The sequence below is a fragment of the bacterium genome (assembly GCA_030649025.1).
Taxonomy (GTDB): Bacteria; Patescibacteriota; Minisyncoccia; order JAUYLV01; family JAUYLV01; genus JAUSGO01.
This window is the reverse complement of sequence record JAUSGO010000023.1, coordinates 1-15,703: the sequence shown is the minus strand read 5'-3', so window position 1 is coordinate 15,703 and position 15,703 is coordinate 1. Positions and strand designations below refer to the sequence as shown.

Annotated in this window: 19 protein-coding genes and 1 tRNA gene; 9 read left to right on the top strand and 11 right to left on the bottom strand. The window is 48.3% G+C overall.

Going from position 1 to position 15,703, the window contains the following annotated elements; all coding sequences use genetic code 11:
- Nucleotides 1–366: 366 nt before the first annotated feature.
- The 5 genes from Q7S09_03170 to Q7S09_03150 all read left to right on the top strand — a co-directional run bounded on the left by Q7S09_03170 (nt 367) and on the right by Q7S09_03150 (nt 3,881).
- The gene (locus Q7S09_03170) at nt 367–846 is read left to right on the top strand and encodes a cysteine peptidase family C39 domain-containing protein (GenBank protein MDO8558164.1); all 480 of its coding nucleotides are present in this window, start codon (nt 367–369) and stop codon (nt 844–846) included.
- A gap of 59 nt (nt 847–905) precedes the next feature.
- On the top strand, nt 906–1,319 hold the full coding sequence (locus Q7S09_03165; protein MDO8558163.1) for a hypothetical protein: 414 nt from the start codon (nt 906–908) through the stop codon (nt 1,317–1,319).
- A gap of 68 nt (nt 1,320–1,387) precedes the next feature.
- A complete protein-coding gene (locus Q7S09_03160) occupies nt 1,388–1,978 on the top strand; it encodes a DNA-3-methyladenine glycosylase (protein MDO8558162.1) in 591 nt (196 codons plus the stop codon).
- A 65-nt stretch (nt 1,979–2,043) separates the two neighbouring features.
- Nucleotides 2,044–2,733, top strand: coding sequence for a nucleotidyltransferase family protein (locus Q7S09_03155; GenBank protein ID MDO8558161.1), 690 nt, complete (start codon nt 2,044–2,046; stop codon nt 2,731–2,733).
- An 80-nt stretch (nt 2,734–2,813) separates the two neighbouring features.
- Nucleotides 2,814–3,881 (top strand): DNA recombination protein RmuC, encoded by a 1,068-nt coding sequence (locus Q7S09_03150; GenBank protein ID MDO8558160.1) that lies wholly within the window; start codon nt 2,814–2,816, stop codon nt 3,879–3,881.
- Nucleotides 3,882–3,907: 26 nt separating this feature from the next.
- Here Q7S09_03150 and pyrH read toward each other — a convergent pair whose 3' ends face one another.
- On the bottom strand, nt 3,908–4,582 hold the full coding sequence (gene pyrH / locus Q7S09_03145; GenBank protein ID MDO8558159.1) for a UMP kinase: 675 nt from the start codon (nt 4,580–4,582) through the stop codon (nt 3,908–3,910).
- A 75-nt stretch (nt 4,583–4,657) separates the two neighbouring features.
- A complete protein-coding gene (gene ychF / locus Q7S09_03140; GenBank protein MDO8558158.1) occupies nt 4,658–5,770 on the bottom strand; it encodes a redox-regulated ATPase YchF in 1,113 nt (370 codons plus the stop codon).
- A 28-nt stretch (nt 5,771–5,798) separates the two neighbouring features.
- Here ychF and Q7S09_03135 point away from each other — a divergent pair, with 28 nt between their 5' ends.
- Nucleotides 5,799–7,148, top strand: a complete 1,350-nt coding sequence (locus Q7S09_03135; protein MDO8558157.1) for a phosphomannomutase/phosphoglucomutase — start codon at nt 5,799–5,801, stop codon at nt 7,146–7,148.
- 304 nt (nt 7,149–7,452) lie between these two features.
- Here Q7S09_03135 and trpS read toward each other — a convergent pair whose 3' ends face one another.
- Together trpS and Q7S09_03125 are read right to left on the bottom strand one after the other, a co-directional pair.
- The gene (gene trpS / locus Q7S09_03130) at nt 7,453–8,448 is read right to left on the bottom strand and encodes a tryptophan--tRNA ligase (GenBank protein MDO8558156.1); all 996 of its coding nucleotides are present in this window, start codon (nt 8,446–8,448) and stop codon (nt 7,453–7,455) included.
- 9 nt (nt 8,449–8,457) lie between these two features.
- Nucleotides 8,458–8,784 (bottom strand): methionine--tRNA ligase, encoded by a 327-nt coding sequence (locus tag Q7S09_03125; protein ID MDO8558155.1) that lies wholly within the window; start codon nt 8,782–8,784, stop codon nt 8,458–8,460.
- Between the two features lie 39 nt (nt 8,785–8,823).
- Here Q7S09_03125 and Q7S09_03120 point away from each other — a divergent pair, with 39 nt between their 5' ends.
- The 3 genes from Q7S09_03120 (at nt 8,824) to Q7S09_03110 (ending at nt 10,303) form a co-directional block, all read left to right on the top strand.
- Nucleotides 8,824–9,204, top strand: a complete 381-nt coding sequence (locus tag Q7S09_03120; protein ID MDO8558154.1) for a hypothetical protein — start codon at nt 8,824–8,826, stop codon at nt 9,202–9,204.
- A gap of 148 nt (nt 9,205–9,352) precedes the next feature.
- Nucleotides 9,353–9,754: a hypothetical protein gene (locus Q7S09_03115; protein MDO8558153.1), complete on the top strand. Its 402-nt coding sequence runs from the start codon at nt 9,353–9,355 to the stop codon at nt 9,752–9,754.
- A 171-nt stretch (nt 9,755–9,925) separates the two neighbouring features.
- Nucleotides 9,926–10,303 (top strand): hypothetical protein, encoded by a 378-nt coding sequence (locus Q7S09_03110; GenBank protein ID MDO8558152.1) that lies wholly within the window; start codon nt 9,926–9,928, stop codon nt 10,301–10,303.
- Between the two features lie 34 nt (nt 10,304–10,337).
- On the opposite strand, the gene Q7S09_03105 is transcribed toward Q7S09_03110, so the two are convergent.
- The 7 genes from Q7S09_03105 to Q7S09_03075 form a co-directional block, all read right to left on the bottom strand.
- On the bottom strand, nt 10,338–11,129 hold the full coding sequence (locus tag Q7S09_03105) for a hypothetical protein (protein MDO8558151.1): 792 nt from the start codon (nt 11,127–11,129) through the stop codon (nt 10,338–10,340).
- Nucleotides 11,126–13,024: a ribonuclease J gene (locus tag Q7S09_03100; GenBank protein MDO8558150.1), complete on the bottom strand. Its 1,899-nt coding sequence runs from the start codon at nt 13,022–13,024 to the stop codon at nt 11,126–11,128. Before Q7S09_03100 ends, Q7S09_03105 begins: the two co-directional genes overlap by 4 nt.
- 20 nt (nt 13,025–13,044) lie before the next feature.
- Nucleotides 13,045–14,130, bottom strand: coding sequence for a phosphatidylserine/phosphatidylglycerophosphate/cardiolipin synthase family protein (locus Q7S09_03095; protein ID MDO8558149.1), 1,086 nt, complete (start codon nt 14,128–14,130; stop codon nt 13,045–13,047).
- 29 nt (nt 14,131–14,159) lie between these two features.
- Nucleotides 14,160–14,489: a hypothetical protein gene (locus Q7S09_03090; protein ID MDO8558148.1), complete on the bottom strand. Its 330-nt coding sequence runs from the start codon at nt 14,487–14,489 to the stop codon at nt 14,160–14,162.
- 15 nt (nt 14,490–14,504) lie between these two features.
- The gene (locus Q7S09_03085) at nt 14,505–14,942 is read right to left on the bottom strand and encodes a VOC family protein (protein ID MDO8558147.1); all 438 of its coding nucleotides are present in this window, start codon (nt 14,940–14,942) and stop codon (nt 14,505–14,507) included.
- A gap of 51 nt (nt 14,943–14,993) precedes the next feature.
- On the bottom strand, nt 14,994–15,419 hold the full coding sequence (locus tag Q7S09_03080) for a hypothetical protein (protein MDO8558146.1): 426 nt from the start codon (nt 15,417–15,419) through the stop codon (nt 14,994–14,996).
- A 152-nt stretch (nt 15,420–15,571) separates the two neighbouring features.
- Nucleotides 15,572–15,655, bottom strand: a tRNA-Leu gene (locus Q7S09_03075).
- Between the last annotated feature and the right edge of the window lie 48 nt (nt 15,656–15,703).

Here is a 15,703-nt window from a genome sequence, read left to right as displayed (position 1 = left end):
CTGCTGATCCGGTGAAAAACGAGGAATCACGAAAGGTGAAAATAGAAGTTGTAAAAGTCGAAGGCGATGGTAAGGTTGAGCGGGACAAGCGATATAAGGTTATCAGTCCCCCGAGATTTTATCTTCGAAAGGATGCGCCAGGCTCTTGAATCAAGCATCATCCACGACGCATGCTAGCGGCGTGGATTTTTAATTCTCATTATTTAAGGAAAACATCACTTCAGAAACGAAACTGTACAGGAGAGCGACGGCATCCTTTTCGTATCAGCCTTTTTTCGGGAGGGCTTTTTTCATTGCAGGGTTTTCCGGCGCACTTGAATTTTACCGGGAACCGGTGCACAATGAGCTGTTAAACAAGATAAGGATATGCTCTCTATTCCCGTTCTAAAACAGAAAAATGGCCATGATTGCGGTCCCACGTGCGTTGCTATGGTTGGGCGCTTTTACGATAGGACGTTCTCACGGGCGCGGCTTATGCGGGCATGCAATTTAGACCGAAATGGCATGTCGAATGACGACCTTATCCGTGCGCTAAAAAAGCTTGGATTTTCTGTTTCGGCTCGTTCGCGGAATTCATGGAAGGACCTCCGGGAAAATTATCGTAAAAGAATCCCCACAATCATCGCATGGATGATGCACGGCTACATGGGACACTTCAGCGTTGTTGTCGAGGTCGGCAAGAACCATGTAGTATTGGCCGATCCGGATACCGGACGGCATCGCAAGCTTCTCAAAGAAGTATTTATGCGGCTGTGGTTCGATTACGACGACGTTTTTTTCCCCAAACGCGCCAAGGATATTCATTTACGCTGGGCGGTCAGTGTACGGGGGGTCAAAAGCGCATAAAATGCTCTTGTGCATAATATACCTTTCCGTTTCATTTTTTTTGAAATATCATAAAGAACATGCGATGGAATGAAGTGAGCAAGAAGACCATCGGAATCATTATTGCCATAGGCGTTCTTTTTGCCGCCTTGGTTCTTGTTATTACTTTTGTGCTTTTGCGCCGGCACGGGGGAGATACCGTTGCCGGAATTGTAAAAGACGCTGTAACATCCCAACGCGTTACTTCGGGAGGAGAAGGCATAAAAGTTGTTTCCGACAGCCTTCTTGTAACTATCCGTGAAGGAGTGGAGCGCTCGACGTTAACTGATATCGCGGCAAGACATAACACAAAAGTGCAAGGTGTAATACAGGACCAGGAGAACACATACATTGTTTCGTTCCGGGCAGGGACAGTCCGCGACCTTCGCCAGCTCATATCAATTTTTAAAGGCTATCCCGATGTGATAGATGCCGCAATGATTCCCGCGGAATAGATTCACGTAACAAATTTAACGATAATCCGGAGAGGCATCATAGGCCTCTTTTTTAAAAAGATACGGCAATGCATGTACTTCCTAGCTCATTTTTTGCAAAACCGACGCTTCGGATCGCCAGGAGCCTGTTGGGCAAATACCTCGTGCGTAGAGTAGATGGCACGGTCCTTTCCGGCAAGATCAGCGAAGTGGAGGCATATATCGGCCAAGACGATCTGGCATGTCACGCGTCAAAGGGGCGCACGAGGCGCACCGAGGTGATGTACGGGGTTCCGGGGACGCTTTACATATATCTTGTGTACGGCATGTATTGGTGCTTAAATATTGTCACCCAGCGCAAAGGGTATCCCGCCGCAGTGCTCATTCGAACTGTAATTCCTGTGCAGGGTCTTCCAGCGATGATGAAGAATAGGAAGAAAAAGGGTGGAGATGCGCCGAGTCTCACCAATGGTCCCGGAAAGCTATGTCAGGCATTTGGCATCACAGGTGCCCTGAATGGGAAGATGCTTGGCAGAAGTACACTCACCATTGAGGATAGGGGAGAAAACGTTCCGTCTTCGCATGTTCTCGCTTTACCACGCGTCGGTGTCGACTATGCAAAACATTGCGCGGAATACCCCTGGAGATTTCTGCTGAAATCGCCAATCTCCAATACCTAATACCAAATATCTAATCAAAATCTGTCACTAGAAATTGGAAATTAGATATTGGAAATTTCCATCTTATGCATTCTCGCATCCAAGTAGTTATTCTTGCGGCAGGACGTGGTATCAGATTACGGCCGCTTACGGACTTTAAGCCCAAGACTTTGCTTATGGTTGCGGGGCGTCCAATTCTGGAACATACGCTTGACCTTATTTCACCAATTGCGCACGAGATCGTGCTTGTTATTGGTTATCACGGGGAGAAAATATGGCGGCATATTGGTGATGAATATCACGACATACCCGTTCGCTATATAGAACAGCGCGAGCTTGGAGGTACGGCGCATGCATTAGAACAGGCGCGGCACACGCTCGACAAGAGATTTCTGGTTATGATGGGGGATGATTTGTACGCGAGGCAGGATATTGAGCAGATCGTTGAACATCCCTGGGCAATATTGGCAAAGGAAGTCAGTGAACCCAAGAAATTCGGCGTAGTTCGGTGCGACCGCTCCGGCTATCTAAAAGATATCGTTGAAAACCCTGAAAATCCTACTACAAAACTTGCCAACTGCGGGGCGTATGTGATGGGGGAGGAATATTTCCAGCATGAGCCGGTGCGCATACCCAACGGTGAAATAGGTCTTCCGCAAACGCTGGTGAAAGTAGCTCAGAGCGGTACGCAGATAAAAGTTGTAAAAGCCTCTTTCTGGCACCCAATCGGATACCCGCAAGATCTAGAGCGGGCGGAGAAATTACTTGCAAAATAATAGGGGCGCTACATATGGATGGACGCCGAGCTGTCTTAAAACAGCTTTTTTCTTTTTGACCAGCATGGTATTCTGGACATATGCAACCGCTCACCGTAATACTTCTCGTTGTTCTTGCCGTGGCCGCTGGATCCTTAGCGTCTTATTTCCTTTCGCGCCGGAAGCCCGCAGTTGATGCCGCCCAAGAACTAAAAGACCTCCTGCAACGCATGGAGGGTTTTAAGGATGCTCTGGGGAGCCGCTTTTCGCAGGAGGTGAACGCCATCCGGCAGGAGATGGCTACGCATCTGGGGAGCAATCGTGAAGCGTTGGAGCGCTCGGGACAGGCGGTGCACAAACAGATGCTGGAATTCACCGCCGGCATCACCCAGATGTCGGGCGCCTTGCAGGAAGTACGCGGTTCGATGAAAGAAATTTCCTCTTTCCAGGATATCCTGAAAACCCCAAAATTACGCGGACAGTGGGGCGAAGCGGCACTCAAACATCTTCTGGATGAAGTGTTCCCAAAGGAATCTTTTGAAGAGCAACACTACTTTAAATCCGGCGAGGCGGTGGACGCGGTCATTAAAACTCCCGACGGCAAGCTTTTGCCCATAGATTCAAAATTTCCGCTGGAAAATTTCCAGCGCTATATGCGCGCCGAAACGGAAGCCGAAAAGGCGGCCTCTAAGAAGTTGTTCTTGGAAGATGCCAAGCGTGAAATAGATTCGGTATCCGCCAAATACGTTCTGCCTGCCGAGGGCACGACCGACTTTGCCCTGCTTTTCATTCCCGCCGAGAGCGTCTATTACGAGATCGTCAATAACTTCAAAGACGTGGATATGTCGGAGTACGCCCGGAAGAAAAAGATTCTTCTTGTCTCGCCAAACACGTTCTATCTTACGTTGCAAATTCTGAGCCGTTGGTGGAAAGACGTACGCGTGTCGCGACAGACGCAGGAAATACAAAAACGTCTTGCGCGAGTCCTGCAAGACGCCGCAAAGCTTGAAGAAGATTTTCGTAAGCTCGGCGGCCATCTTACGAATGCCCGCGGAGCGTACGAAACAACCGAAAAACGCCTCTCCCTCATGGTAGATCGTACACAACGCATCGTGGAAGGGGAGGAGAAAGAGGGATTGCTGGAAGGAACAGGAAAGGCCCCCGAATAAAAAATGTGCTTACGACGCATCGGTCCTTAATATATAACCGAACCTCTAAAACTCTTCTCCTCTATACAGTGGGAGAAGTTTTTTAAATTTTCTGCTTTGATGATATCGGCCCGAATGCCGAATTTCTGCGCTGCGAGAGCGGCGACAGGGTCCATAGGCGCTCGATACCCGGGACGCCATTTTTTTTCTATAAGACTTCGATACGTCTTCCAACTAAGTTTCAGAAGACGCTTTGCGTTCGGATATTTTTCAAAATCTTTGTCATAGACGGCATCATAGGTTCCCGCGACGATGACGCGGTTTGCCTTAAAGCGGCGTGCCAACATAACGGCGACATAATCCGTTGAATTTCCCGCGCGTACCCCAGCGGCGAATATGAGTTTCGGTTTGCCGCGAATCGGCTTTAAAAGGCTTTCTATGATTTCTGGGTACGCTTCTTTCAAAAAGACGGTTCGGAGAAGTTGCGCATTAAGGCGAGTCACGTGAATGCCGAGCCAATCCATATCATCGCTCGGAATTCTTGAGATTTGAGCAGCCGCCTGCTGATACTTCCTGCATATTTTACCGCCGCCTGCCACAATCACAAATTTACGGCCCTTTTTAAGGAATCGTAAAATGAAGGGCCTGAATTTTTTCAAAAAATCTGTTCGCACCTCGTCTTTCACGATAAGCGAGCCGCCGAGAGTGATTACGGTATACACGCAATGCCCAATATCTAATATCTAATGTCCAATCAAGGCTTGACCCATTGGAAATTTTGAATTGGATATTGGAAATTATATCTTGATTTCAATTACGTCTCCGTCGTTCATAACATGATCCCTGCCGACGGTTTTTATTTTACCAAGTTCCCGCGCCTTTGCCCATGAGCCGCATTCCAAAAGTTCCTGCCAGGGGATTATTTCCGCACGGATGAATTTTTCCTCAAAGTCGCTATGAATGCGCCCACCCGCCTGGGGAGCGGTAGAGCCCCGTGTTATGGTCCATGCCCGCGTTTCATCTTCCCCAGTTGTTAAAAATGTGATAAGATTGAGCGTTTCATACCCCTTCTCAATAAGCCCGTCAATGCCTTTATAGAGTTCCGATACGTTGAATTCCTTGCGATATGTTACGGCCTCTTCGGGCGTGAGTTCCGAAAGCTCTTGCTCGAATTTCGTTGCGATGTAAACGAGTCCGAAGTTCTTTAGCTCCGGAAACGTATTCTTGAAGCGCGTTTCCTCTTCCTGTCTCGCTTTTTTAAACCCATCTTCCCGGATATCCTCCTCGGAAAGATTGAACGCGACAAGCCATGGTTTTATGGTGAGTAAATTCAGTTCTTTCACGACGAGAAGCTCATCTTCATGCCATGCCACGGTAGAAAGCAACTTCTCCTCCTCAAGGGTGCCCACAATCTTCTGCAGGATATCACGGCGTTTTATCATGTCCGCCTTGCCTGATTTTGCTTCGGAAGCCGCCTTAGATAAGGCCTTGGAGGCAAGCTCGAGGTCCGCCAGAATAAGTTCCAAATGAATAATACCCATGTCGCGTTCGGGGTCCACCGAGCCTTCCACATGCACAATATCACCAGACTGAAAACAGCGCACGACCTCGCATATCGCATCCACACGCCTTATGTGCGATAAAAAAGCGTTGCCAAGCCCCTCGCCCTTGGAGGCGTTTTTCACCAGGCCCGCGATATCATGGAATTCCACAATCGTGGGGATTACTTTTTTCGATTTAAACTGGACGGCAAGTTTTTCCAAGCGCTCATCGGGAACTTTCACGATTCCCACATTTGGGTCAATAGTGCAAAACGGATAATTCGAAATATCCACCGGATTTTTGGTGAGCGCCTTGAACAGTGTTGATTTTCCTACATTAGGAAGGCCGACGATGCCGATTGATAACATAATCCTTCTCATGTTATAGTTTTTCTGTATGCAGGTCAATCCGAAGATATTCAAGGCGTATGACGTTCGCGGCATAGCAGGAAGCGAAATAACGTCCGAACTTTCTTATGCGGTGGGGCGCGGCTTTGCGGCACTGTTTTTAAAGAACCCAGAGAACCGCAAGGCTGTTGTCGGCCAGGACGCCAGACCGACTTCTGCGGAATTTACAAAGGAACTTATTCGGGGTCTCCGCGATGGAGGTGCTGATGTTATCGGCATAGGACTGGTTACTACGCCGCTTTTTTATTTTTCAGTTAATGCTTCCGAGGCCGCAGGCGGCATCATGGTAACCGCCTCCCATAACCCTGCGGAATACAATGGTTTCAAGGTTGTGAAGGAGAAGGCGGTCGCCATAGGACTTGATACCGGGCTTGGAGGGCTCCGTGATCTTGTCATGAAAGAAGAATTCGGGGAGCCTGTTCCGGAAAGTAGTTTTTCCGAAGCAAATTTTCTTCGTCAATATCTTGACTCATTGACCCAGGGCGTACATCTAAAGAAATTTAACATCGCCATTGATGCCGGAAACGGCATGATAGGTGTCGTGCTTCCGAAGTTTCTTGGCAGACTTGGCATTGAGGCGCATTCACTATATCTGGAGCCGGACTGCACATTTCCGAATCATGAGGCAAACCCCCTGAAGGAAGAAACGCTTGTGGACCTCAAGGCGCTCATGCGGGAACATGCGGTGGATTTTGGAGTCGCTTTTGACGGAGATGGCGACCGCATCGGATTCGTTCTTTCTGACGGACAGGTGGTTCTGGGAGACATCATGCTTGCATTCCTTGTAAAAGAATATCTTGCGCTGTCTCCGGGTTCCGCGGTGGTTTATGCGGTCAACTGCTCGCATATCGTGCCGGAGACGATTCTCTCATACGGTGGCAAGCCGATTAGATCGAAGATCGGCCATACGCTCATCAAGGAAAAAATGAAGGAGACCGGAGCGATACTTGGGGGCGAGATGTCCACGCATTATGCCTACAAAGAGCTGGGGGGAGTTGAATCCACCATGCTCACGCTCATTAGGGTTTGCCAGGCTCTTACCAGGTCCGGAAAAACGCTCAAAGAGGCACTTAGGCCATTTATGAAATATGCTAAAACGCCAGAGATGAATTTTTCGGTTAACGACAAAGAAGCCAAACTTCAGGAACTTTCAGGCGCATATCAGGATGGCAAGCAAGACTGGCTTGACGGTCTGACCGTGGAGTACGATACGTGGTGGTTTAACGCGCGGCTTTCCAACACCGAGCCGCTCCTGCGCCTTTGCGTGGAAGCAAACTCGAAAGAACTATTAGAACGAAAGCTCGAGGAGCTTAAACTGCTTATGCGAAACAAAGAATAAAAAAAGCCATCCTTGCGGATGACCGGATGTTTTTTCTTACTTAAGCTTTTTTTGAAAAGAACGTTATCTGGTTGCGGCAAATCGTTTCAGAGCATCTCGGTATGCGTCTGCCCTCTTTTCAAGCATTCGCAGCGCTTTTTTCCTTGCCTGTTTCTCTCGCGGACTAACGTCAGATCGGTGCGCCAGTCCTCGGACATGGGCCCGAAAAAGATCGAGTGGGACACTCATTTCGGAAAGACGCTCGGCAATCCGATTTCGTTCACGAATATTCCTGATCTCCATTGGATTTCTCCCCCTCTTTTTGTCAGTAACTCAAGAAACCAATACGTTTTTTAACTTCATTAAGAGTTTGCTGACTTAATATTGTAGCACGTCTCGCTCCATCTTGCAAGACCTCGCGAGTGTATTGAGGGTTTTTCTCAAGTTCCGCGCGCTTTTTACGGAAAGGGGCAAAATACTCCACAACGACCTCGGCGAGGTCTTTTTTGAATTCTCCGTATCCCTTGCCCGCGTACATTTTTTCCAGCGACTTTGTATCTTTCCCCGAAAGTTCCTTATAAATGGTAAGCAAGCTTGAGATGGCAGGTTTTGCCCCCGGAGTATAGCGTATCTCGCTTCCCGAATCGGTAACTGCGCTCATGATCTTTTTTCGTATCATATCGGGAGTATCACCAAGAGAAACGCTCTCGTCTCCCGATTTGGACATTTTCTTTTTTGGGTCTTTCAGCGACATGACGCGCGGGCTTTTTGTGAGGGCAGGCTTTATTGGATCAAAAGTTGCGCCGAACAAGTGATTGAAGCGTTTTGCGATCTCGTTTGCAATGTCAATATGCGGAAGCTGGTCTTCTCCAACGGGTACAATCGTTGCTTTATAAAGTAGGATGTCGGCGGCCATCAGCACCGGGTAGTCCAGTATCCCTACTTGATTGAATTTTGGGTTTTTTTCGATCTCTTCCTTGTATGGCCCCAGGCGGTCAAGCCAGGAGAGGGGAGTGATGGTATTGAATATCCAGGCCAACTCCGAATGTTGCGGTACGTGCGATTGTACAAAGAGGATGGAGCGCTTAGGATCAATCCCCAGTGCCAGGAGGTCCAGCACAATGTCGCGCGTATGTTGCGAAAGTTCTTCAGGTTTCTGGGGCTTGGTGATAGCATGCAGATCAACGATGCCGTAGATGCATTCATGCACGCTTTGCAGTTCTACGGCCTGCCTGATCATACCCAAATAATTTCCCAGGTGCGGGCGGCTTGTGGGCTTGATGCCACTGAAAACGAGGTCTTTTTTTTGCCTTTGCTCCATACTGACAGTTTACTGTATCGGTGTCCCGGAGGCAACTTCTTTTTCCGGTCTCAATAGCACCGGGTTGCCGTTCTCATCGGAAGCGGCAAGCAACATGCCCTGCGACTCAAGGCCCATTAACATGCGCGGTTCAAGGTTCACAATAAAGGCGCATTGTGTATCAATGAGGTTCTCCGGCGCGTGTATCCTGCCGATGCCCGCAATGACCTGGCGCGTCTCGGAAGTAAGGTCAACGGTAAGTTTCAGAAGTTTTTCGGAACCCTCGATGCGTTCTGCGGAGCGGATGGTGCCTATTTTAAATTCAAGTTTTTTGAAGTCAGAGAATGGGATTGACATGTCTTTGAGTTATGTTGTATACTCTTTTTTGAGGTAAAAATGCTCCAAAATGTTCTTTGTCTCATTGCAGTTTTCGCGTATGTGGTCGCGGTATGGAAAATTCTCAAGTGGCGTCTGCCGGCTCTCAGGACGCATGAGTTGATATGGAAGGAGGAGTTAGCGGCGAGTCTCAGGGAGGACAGGTTTATACGCTTTGCCACTTTTCGTGACCGGCTGCTTTCGTCAGCCTTTACTCTTTCGCTTCTCATCGCGGCTCTCTTGATCTCCTTGAGTACCACCCGCCTCATCCTGCTTCTTGACACGAGTTGGGTGGCGCCAGACGTTTTGGCTGTAGTTGCCATTCTTGCAGGCTTCGGCTCTTTGTTTTATTTTATTGGCGCGCTGCTATACTACGCCATTCGTTCCGAGCCACCGCAGTGATCATGTTGGGAGCAATCCCGACTTTTTTATTCGGTACGCGCTCGGCTGTGAGGAATCATGCAGACGCGAAGCTCCAGTTTTTTGAAGTCAGAGAATGGGATTGACATGGAGTTTATTTTATGGCAGTCTTCTCTAAAAGGAGGCTACGATGCTAGATGTTCTTTTAAACCTTGCGGGGCTTGTTGCCATCTATGGCACGTATCGCGTGCTAGCCTGGAGGCTGCCGATCGTTGGCGAAACTTCCAGAATCTGGGAAGATGAACGGAAGAAGGAGGTAAAAGCCTGGGAAGATGTCTCGGTTTTTTTTAAGAAAGGACTGCGCAACGTCTTAAACTGTGTTTTCTCCATGGCCCTTGTTCTTGTGCCGCCCGCCATCTGGCTCGCTCTTGTTATGGGAATTATTAAGTTTTTCGACGGCTCTTGGCAACCATCTATTGCGTTGAATGTGACGACGGTGGTGATATTCGCAGAACTCAACGCTTCTGTGCTGATATTGGTCGTCGTGGACTTTTTTCCAAGCATCCTTACACGCATGACCATTCGCCGCTAGCAAAGCCGAGACATGTCTCGGCTTTTTTTATTCCACGCAATTAATGGTCGTGCCGCACGGATCGACAAGTAAAAACTCACCGATACGAAGGTCCAGTTTTTGAAAATCTGAGAAAGGAATTGACATACCCGTCAGTTACGCTATTCTGGGACCAGGTTCTAGGGGGTAAAAATGCTCCAAAATGTTCTTTGTTTCATCGTTATTTGCGCATATCTGGATATTCTATGGAAGATCCTTGTCTGGAGATTGCCGATTCAAGTTCGGCGAGGCAAAGCATGGCAGAAGGCAGAAGCTGACAAAGAGTATGACTTGAGCCTGAATCTCCTCCGGACGCTTCTCCTTGGCTTTCTTTTCACCGTAGCGGTGGTTCTGGTCGTTGTCGCAGCAACCTACGGGCTGCTTTGCCTCGCTGGATCGCCGGACGCCAATTGGATCGTGCCGTTCATTTTTGTGCCGATCATCACAGTGACGGCTCCTGCCGTTCTGGTATTAGTCCTCCTGGCTCAATTTCGGTTCGCGCAATGTCTTATCTCGGGCTTTCTTGAGTAGGTTTTATCGGGAGAAATCCCGATTTTTTTATACTTCAATAATAACCGGCAGAATCATCGGGCGGCGCAAAGTTTAGTTGAGATTTGATGTAACTGACAATCCAATCGAGCTGTTCGTTTTCCGGTATCTCATCGAGCGCGCTCTCAAGCGTATGCCTTGCTTTTTCCATCCGAATACCGAAATATTCCTCTGCTTGATGAATGGCGCCCCAACATTCCGAAAACATTTCAAAAGGTTTTAACCCGGTTTCTTCGGAGTCTTTCCGGTGCGTATTAAAATGCGGATCGACATCGACAATGTATACCTCGTCGGCATCTTCACCGTGTCGGCGGCCATAGACAAGTTGTCCGTTAAAAAAATCTGTCCAGTAGTCGCCACCTTCTTTGCAGACGTCACGATAATGGAGTAGGAGTCCGGTATAAAATTCATCAAGTTTTTTACCAAGATCTTCTTTATCCCCCGGCGACAGTTCTTTGGAAAGCTTGGCAAGAGAGCGGCCTTCGATCCGGTCAACAACGGTAAACATCGTTGGCTGTCGGCTCTCGTAGCTTCCAACTACAAGGTCCATTGCGGGAACGTGCAAACCATAACGCTCGCGTAACGTTTCAAACAGCCTCTTTCCGCGCCGGTGGTGTTCGAGGGCATTCTTAAATTCCTCGGGGTCAATGACATCGACATTGATTGGCTTTAATTGATGCTCCCGTACAAGTTTATTTGGGTTGCTTTTTAACTTTTTTATCTTATAAGAAAACCCACCTTCTTCCAGCGGTTCATGGAAGGGCGATCCTTCTTGTTCTGGCGGGATTGGTCTTGACATCTCGGTCATACCTCAATAATAACTGGTAATATCATCGGGCGGCGTTCTGTTTTTATGAACAGAAACTCGCCGATGCGGTCGCGTAAGTTGTCGCGCAAGAATGGAGAATTGATGGCGTGTTTCGGTCCCTCGGTTTTCGTAATGATGTCTATGACGCGTTTTCTCGCCTCATTGATAAGGCGACCCGATTCCTTGATGTATACGAATCCCCGCGTGATAATATCCGGTTCTCCACGTAATTTTCCGGTTTTGGAGTCTATGATCGCGATGATGACGAACATGCCGTCGGACGCAAGCGTCTGGCGATCGCGCAATACTACTTCGCGGATATCTCCCACGCCAAGGCCGTCAACCATCACATAGTGCGCCGGAACTTTTTGTTTAAGGACTTTGGCTTCGTGTTTGGACGTGAACTCCGCCACGTTGCCGTTCTCAAGCAAAAGAACGTTCTTTTCGGGTATACCCTCGGCCTGCCCTATTTCGCCGTGTATTTTGAGCATATAGAAATTGCCGTGTACCGGAATGAGGTAGCGGGGACGCACCATCTGTATCATGTGTTTTAAATCTTCTTTACGGCCGTGGCCTCCGGCATGCACATCCATCATTTGGTAGTGGACTATCTTTGCTCCCTGCTTTGCAAGCAGGTCCTTTACCATCTGCACGCTCCGCTCGTTTCCGGGAATGACCGATGAAGAGAACACCACCGTATCGCCCTTCTCTATCCTGATGAATCGGTGTTCACCCGACGCAATACGCATAAGCATCGCGTTTCCTTCTCCCTGCGCTCCGGTGCCAAGCACAATGACCCGTTCCGGCGGAAGCTTGTTCGCCTCCGTGCCGTCGACGATCATCGTGCTATCCTTGTATTTTACATAGCCAAGCTGCCGCGCGATTTCAACATTCGTACGCATGGAAAAGCCTTGCAAAAAGATGCGGCGATTTTGTTTTTCCGCTATTTCAATAAGCTGCTGTACGCGGTTGATGAGAGAGGAAAAGGTTGCCGCAATGATGCGGCCCTTGGCCTCGGAGACTATTTTCTCCAAGTTCTCATAAATAGTACGTTCGGAGATCGAATGGCCCTCCTGATCGGCGCTGGTAGAATCGGATAGCAGCGCCAAAACTCCCCGATCGCCGATACGCTTTATTTTCTCCAGGTCTGCGGGCTTGTCAATGAACGGATCAAAGTCTATCTTGAAGTCCCCGGTATGTACCACGGTGCCCACAGGCGTCTCTATGGCGAGCGCTACGGCATCGGGGATGTTGTGGTTGATGTGCAGGACGTCAATGCGGAACGGGCCTAGATCCAGATGGGAATTACGCGTGATGAGTTCTATATCGGGCTTTGCCAGATGTTTGAACTCTTCGAGGCGTTTTTTAACGATACCCACCGTGAGCGCGGCTGCATAAATGGTCGGGTATTTCAGTTTTTCCAACACATACGGAAGCCCGCCAATGTGGTCCATGTGGCCATGAGTGAGGACGATGCCTTCTATCTGGTCTTCCTTGCCTTTCAGGTACTCAATGTTGGGTATGATGTAGTCAATGCCGGGCATATCCTCTTCAGGGAAGCGCAATCCAATGTCAACGATAAGAATGCGTCCGTCGTATTCCAGCACCGTCATGTTCTTTCCTATCTCCCCCAGACCGCCGATGGGAATGATGCGAAGATTGTTGGATCGGGGAAGTATGATGCTTCGCTGTTCTCCTTCTCCCTCAATGATGGGGCGGCGCTTGGGCAGGCGCATTCTCCGCTTCAGATCGCGGCTTGAGTGCTCTGGACTTTTTTGGTGGCGCGGACCGCTCTGAGAAAACCCTTTGCTGCGCTCTGGCCATTTTCTTTCACCATGCTTTCTGCGCCGGTTCTGATTTCGCGAAGGAGTCTGCGATTGTAATGTGGAGGTCATAATGAATTATTTATGTGAACCTAAGTAAGTTTAAGAATAAATTCTGCCAAACGACTGAATAGTATAATGAGAATGTGGATGTATAAGGGGGTTGGCTGTGTGGTGATGGTGGCGGCACCCTTTTTCAGTTGCACAAGATGCCTCTCAAGCATATCATGCATTTTTTTCTCATTGCCGCACACATTGAGCTCGTAATTTCGCTCAATGCCAAAGATGTCTATGTTCGCACTGCCGAACATCCATTGGTTATCTACAATACAGCATTTTGAATGAAAGTACTCCCGTGAGCCGTGCCACAGAACGCCTCGGCGCGTAAGGTATGGCACTGGAACGGCGCGGAACCAGTCGTAGCGGGGTTTATCGGTGCGCAGGGGAGTTACTATCTCTATTTTTACTCCGCGACGGCTTGCTTGAGCAAGATGTTTAAGGATGCGTCTATCGGGAAAAAAGAACGGTGTTGCGATGCCGATATACTTTTTTGCATTGCGGATGGCGTTCTCAAGCCACCGGTAGATCTCTCTGTCGCGTCTCTGCGGCCCAGACGTAAGCAGAGTGTATCCTGGCAGTGCTGCGGCGCTCTTCTCCATGGAGAGCGTCTGAGGCAGGGATGGCCTGAAAGCAAGCCGGCAGAGCTTTTCAAAATACTCGGCGATATCCGAGGCATGTTCTGTCCGAGAAAGCAGGAAAAGATCCTGGCGTGCCAGACTCGTTCCCGTAAATGACATTCCGCCAAGACCAAAAATCTCTCGGTCTATAAGCAATAGGCGCACGTGGTTACGGCAAGCCGCCATGAGCGGATGCCAAGGAAGCCAAGACTTGAGAGGGCGGAATATAATGGCATCTACTCCAAGCATCTGCAGGTTTTCTCGTATGGACTCGTTCAGGTCGCGCAAGAGCTCCACATTGTCAAAAAGGACGCGGACGCGGACGCCACGACGAGCGGCCTCACCAAAAATCTTGGAAAATTTCTTTCCTATCGTATCTTGGGTGAATTCATAGACCGAAACGAGTATTTCTTTCTTTGCCTCACAAATAAGGCGCTCTAAATCTGGAAAAAGTTCCTGTCCCGTCGTATACAATTTCGGTTCGGAAAATTCCGTATTCATCTCTTTCCGTGTTTAATACGTGTAAGAACCTATTTTATTCTGGACTTAAGCTCAAGAACTATTTTCCATCGTTCTCTGCCGTCTCGGGATTCCTCAGCCCTCTGCACAAGCGGCATGAGGTCATTCTCTGTTTGGGCTAGAATACGCAGGGCGGGAAGTAGTTCGTTTGAAAAAACATCATTTGCAACTATCGCGCCCAAAATAACCCTATCGCCGCTGCTGGTCCCCCTATCCCTATCTGCATTGAATGTGAGGAAATTGTCCGTATTTGGCAAGAAGAGCGGGAGAAGTTCTTTTATTTCCCTAAGCGCTTTTTCGTATTGCGCGTATTCATTTTCCACATCAGGTTTTCTTTCCATTGAAAATAAAGTTAATCAAATCTTGAGCGGCTTTACCGGCGCCATGATAGATTTAGGGTCTTTCCTCCAAATATCGGAAACATCGGCATACAGTTCCAGTTCGTTTCCGTCGGGGTCTAAAATATAGATGCTGTGCGTTACGGTGTGGTCTCCGGTGCCGATAATGGTGACGTTTTTTTCCTGAAGTTCACGAAAGGCCTCCCTGATATCTTCGGGCGAGTCGCCGATTTTGAAACCAATATGATACAGCCCGGGTTTTGGTTCGCGATGTGCGACGGGTTCTCCACCTATCTCTATGAGAAGCAATTCATGATGTGTTCTTCCCGAGGAGAATACCGCAGCTCCTTGACCGCGGGTTATCTCACGGAACCCGAGCGTATCTTTGTAAAAATCCGCCGACCGCTTCAAATCCGTTACATACAACACCACATGTCCAAGTTCTTTAATTTGCATGAGAGGGAGAGATTATTGGTGCATCTTGGTCGTATGTATTCTAGAGAAAATTTAGATTATCCAACTCTTGGATTGTTTAGAATAAACCTTAATACCAGCTTTTTTATATCGTTTCCAGCCATCAGCATTTTTAATCGCACTTAACTTATTATGCTCTTCTTTTGTGACGGTACAGCTGATAGCATTTTTGAGTATGTATTTACTCCTTGTGGGATTTTTAAGTAATTTTTGAATAAGCCCCTTCCTTGTAAAAACATGATCTTGAACTAATCCAGCATTCTTTTCATTCTCTGCCAATCTGATTTTATAGACTTTCTTGGAAAGATATGGAGGGGAGGATTTACCATCAACTTCGGTAATTTTAAAAATCATGTCACTTAGCATTTCTTTCTTATGCTTTTCTATGACATTTAACATTGAAAGTATTTGATCAATAGCATTTGTTGCACTTAAAAGCACATCCTTTCGTTTGGTCATAATATTCAAAATATAGTCATGCCCGACACACCTAGGCCGCCATGATAATAAACATTGAGTCGTGTTTTGGTGCCGCGGGGGAGATTTGAACTCCCATGCCCTTGCGGGTGTCCCGCCGAACGGGATGCGTCTGTTTCATCTTCTAAAATATGTGCCCGGGGGGAGATTTGAACTCCCATGCCCTTGCGGGCGCTAGCTCCTGAAGCTAGTGCGTCTGCCAGTTTCGCCACCCGGGCATACAATATTTATTCACCTAAGTTTCTGAGATAAATAGACCATGGAGG

Excerpts from the sequence above, each read along its gene's own strand:
- Q7S09_03170 (MDO8558164.1), top strand. The coding sequence starts at position 367 with ATGCTCTCTATTCCCGTTCTAAAACAGAAAAATGGCCATGATTGCGGT.
- Q7S09_03165 (MDO8558163.1), top strand. The coding sequence starts at position 906 with ATGCGATGGAATGAAGTGAGCAAGAAGACCATCGGAATCATTATTGCC.
- Q7S09_03160 (MDO8558162.1), top strand. The coding sequence starts at position 1,388 with ATGCATGTACTTCCTAGCTCATTTTTTGCAAAACCGACGCTTCGGATC.
- Q7S09_03155 (MDO8558161.1), top strand. The coding sequence starts at position 2,044 with ATGCATTCTCGCATCCAAGTAGTTATTCTTGCGGCAGGACGTGGTATC.
- Q7S09_03150 (MDO8558160.1), top strand. The coding sequence starts at position 2,814 with ATGCAACCGCTCACCGTAATACTTCTCGTTGTTCTTGCCGTGGCCGCT.
- ychF (MDO8558158.1), bottom strand. The coding sequence starts at position 5,770 with ATGTTATCAATCGGCATCGTCGGCCTTCCTAATGTAGGAAAATCAACA.
- Q7S09_03135 (MDO8558157.1), top strand. The coding sequence starts at position 5,799 with ATGCAGGTCAATCCGAAGATATTCAAGGCGTATGACGTTCGCGGCATA.
- trpS (MDO8558156.1), bottom strand. The coding sequence starts at position 8,448 with ATGGAGCAAAGGCAAAAAAAAGACCTCGTTTTCAGTGGCATCAAGCCC.
- Q7S09_03125 (MDO8558155.1), bottom strand. The coding sequence starts at position 8,784 with ATGTCAATCCCATTCTCTGACTTCAAAAAACTTGAATTTAAAATAGGC.
- Q7S09_03120 (MDO8558154.1), top strand. The coding sequence starts at position 8,824 with ATGCTCCAAAATGTTCTTTGTCTCATTGCAGTTTTCGCGTATGTGGTC.
- Q7S09_03115 (MDO8558153.1), top strand. The coding sequence starts at position 9,353 with ATGCTAGATGTTCTTTTAAACCTTGCGGGGCTTGTTGCCATCTATGGC.
- Q7S09_03110 (MDO8558152.1), top strand. The coding sequence starts at position 9,926 with ATGCTCCAAAATGTTCTTTGTTTCATCGTTATTTGCGCATATCTGGAT.
- Q7S09_03105 (MDO8558151.1), bottom strand. The coding sequence starts at position 11,129 with ATGACCGAGATGTCAAGACCAATCCCGCCAGAACAAGAAGGATCGCCC.
- Q7S09_03100 (MDO8558150.1), bottom strand. The coding sequence starts at position 13,024 with ATGACCTCCACATTACAATCGCAGACTCCTTCGCGAAATCAGAACCGG.
- Q7S09_03095 (MDO8558149.1), bottom strand. The coding sequence starts at position 14,130 with ATGAATACGGAATTTTCCGAACCGAAATTGTATACGACGGGACAGGAA.
- Q7S09_03090 (MDO8558148.1), bottom strand. The coding sequence starts at position 14,489 with ATGGAAAGAAAACCTGATGTGGAAAATGAATACGCGCAATACGAAAAA.
- Q7S09_03085 (MDO8558147.1), bottom strand. The coding sequence starts at position 14,942 with ATGCAAATTAAAGAACTTGGACATGTGGTGTTGTATGTAACGGATTTG.
- Q7S09_03080 (MDO8558146.1), bottom strand. The coding sequence starts at position 15,419 with ATGACCAAACGAAAGGATGTGCTTTTAAGTGCAACAAATGCTATTGAT.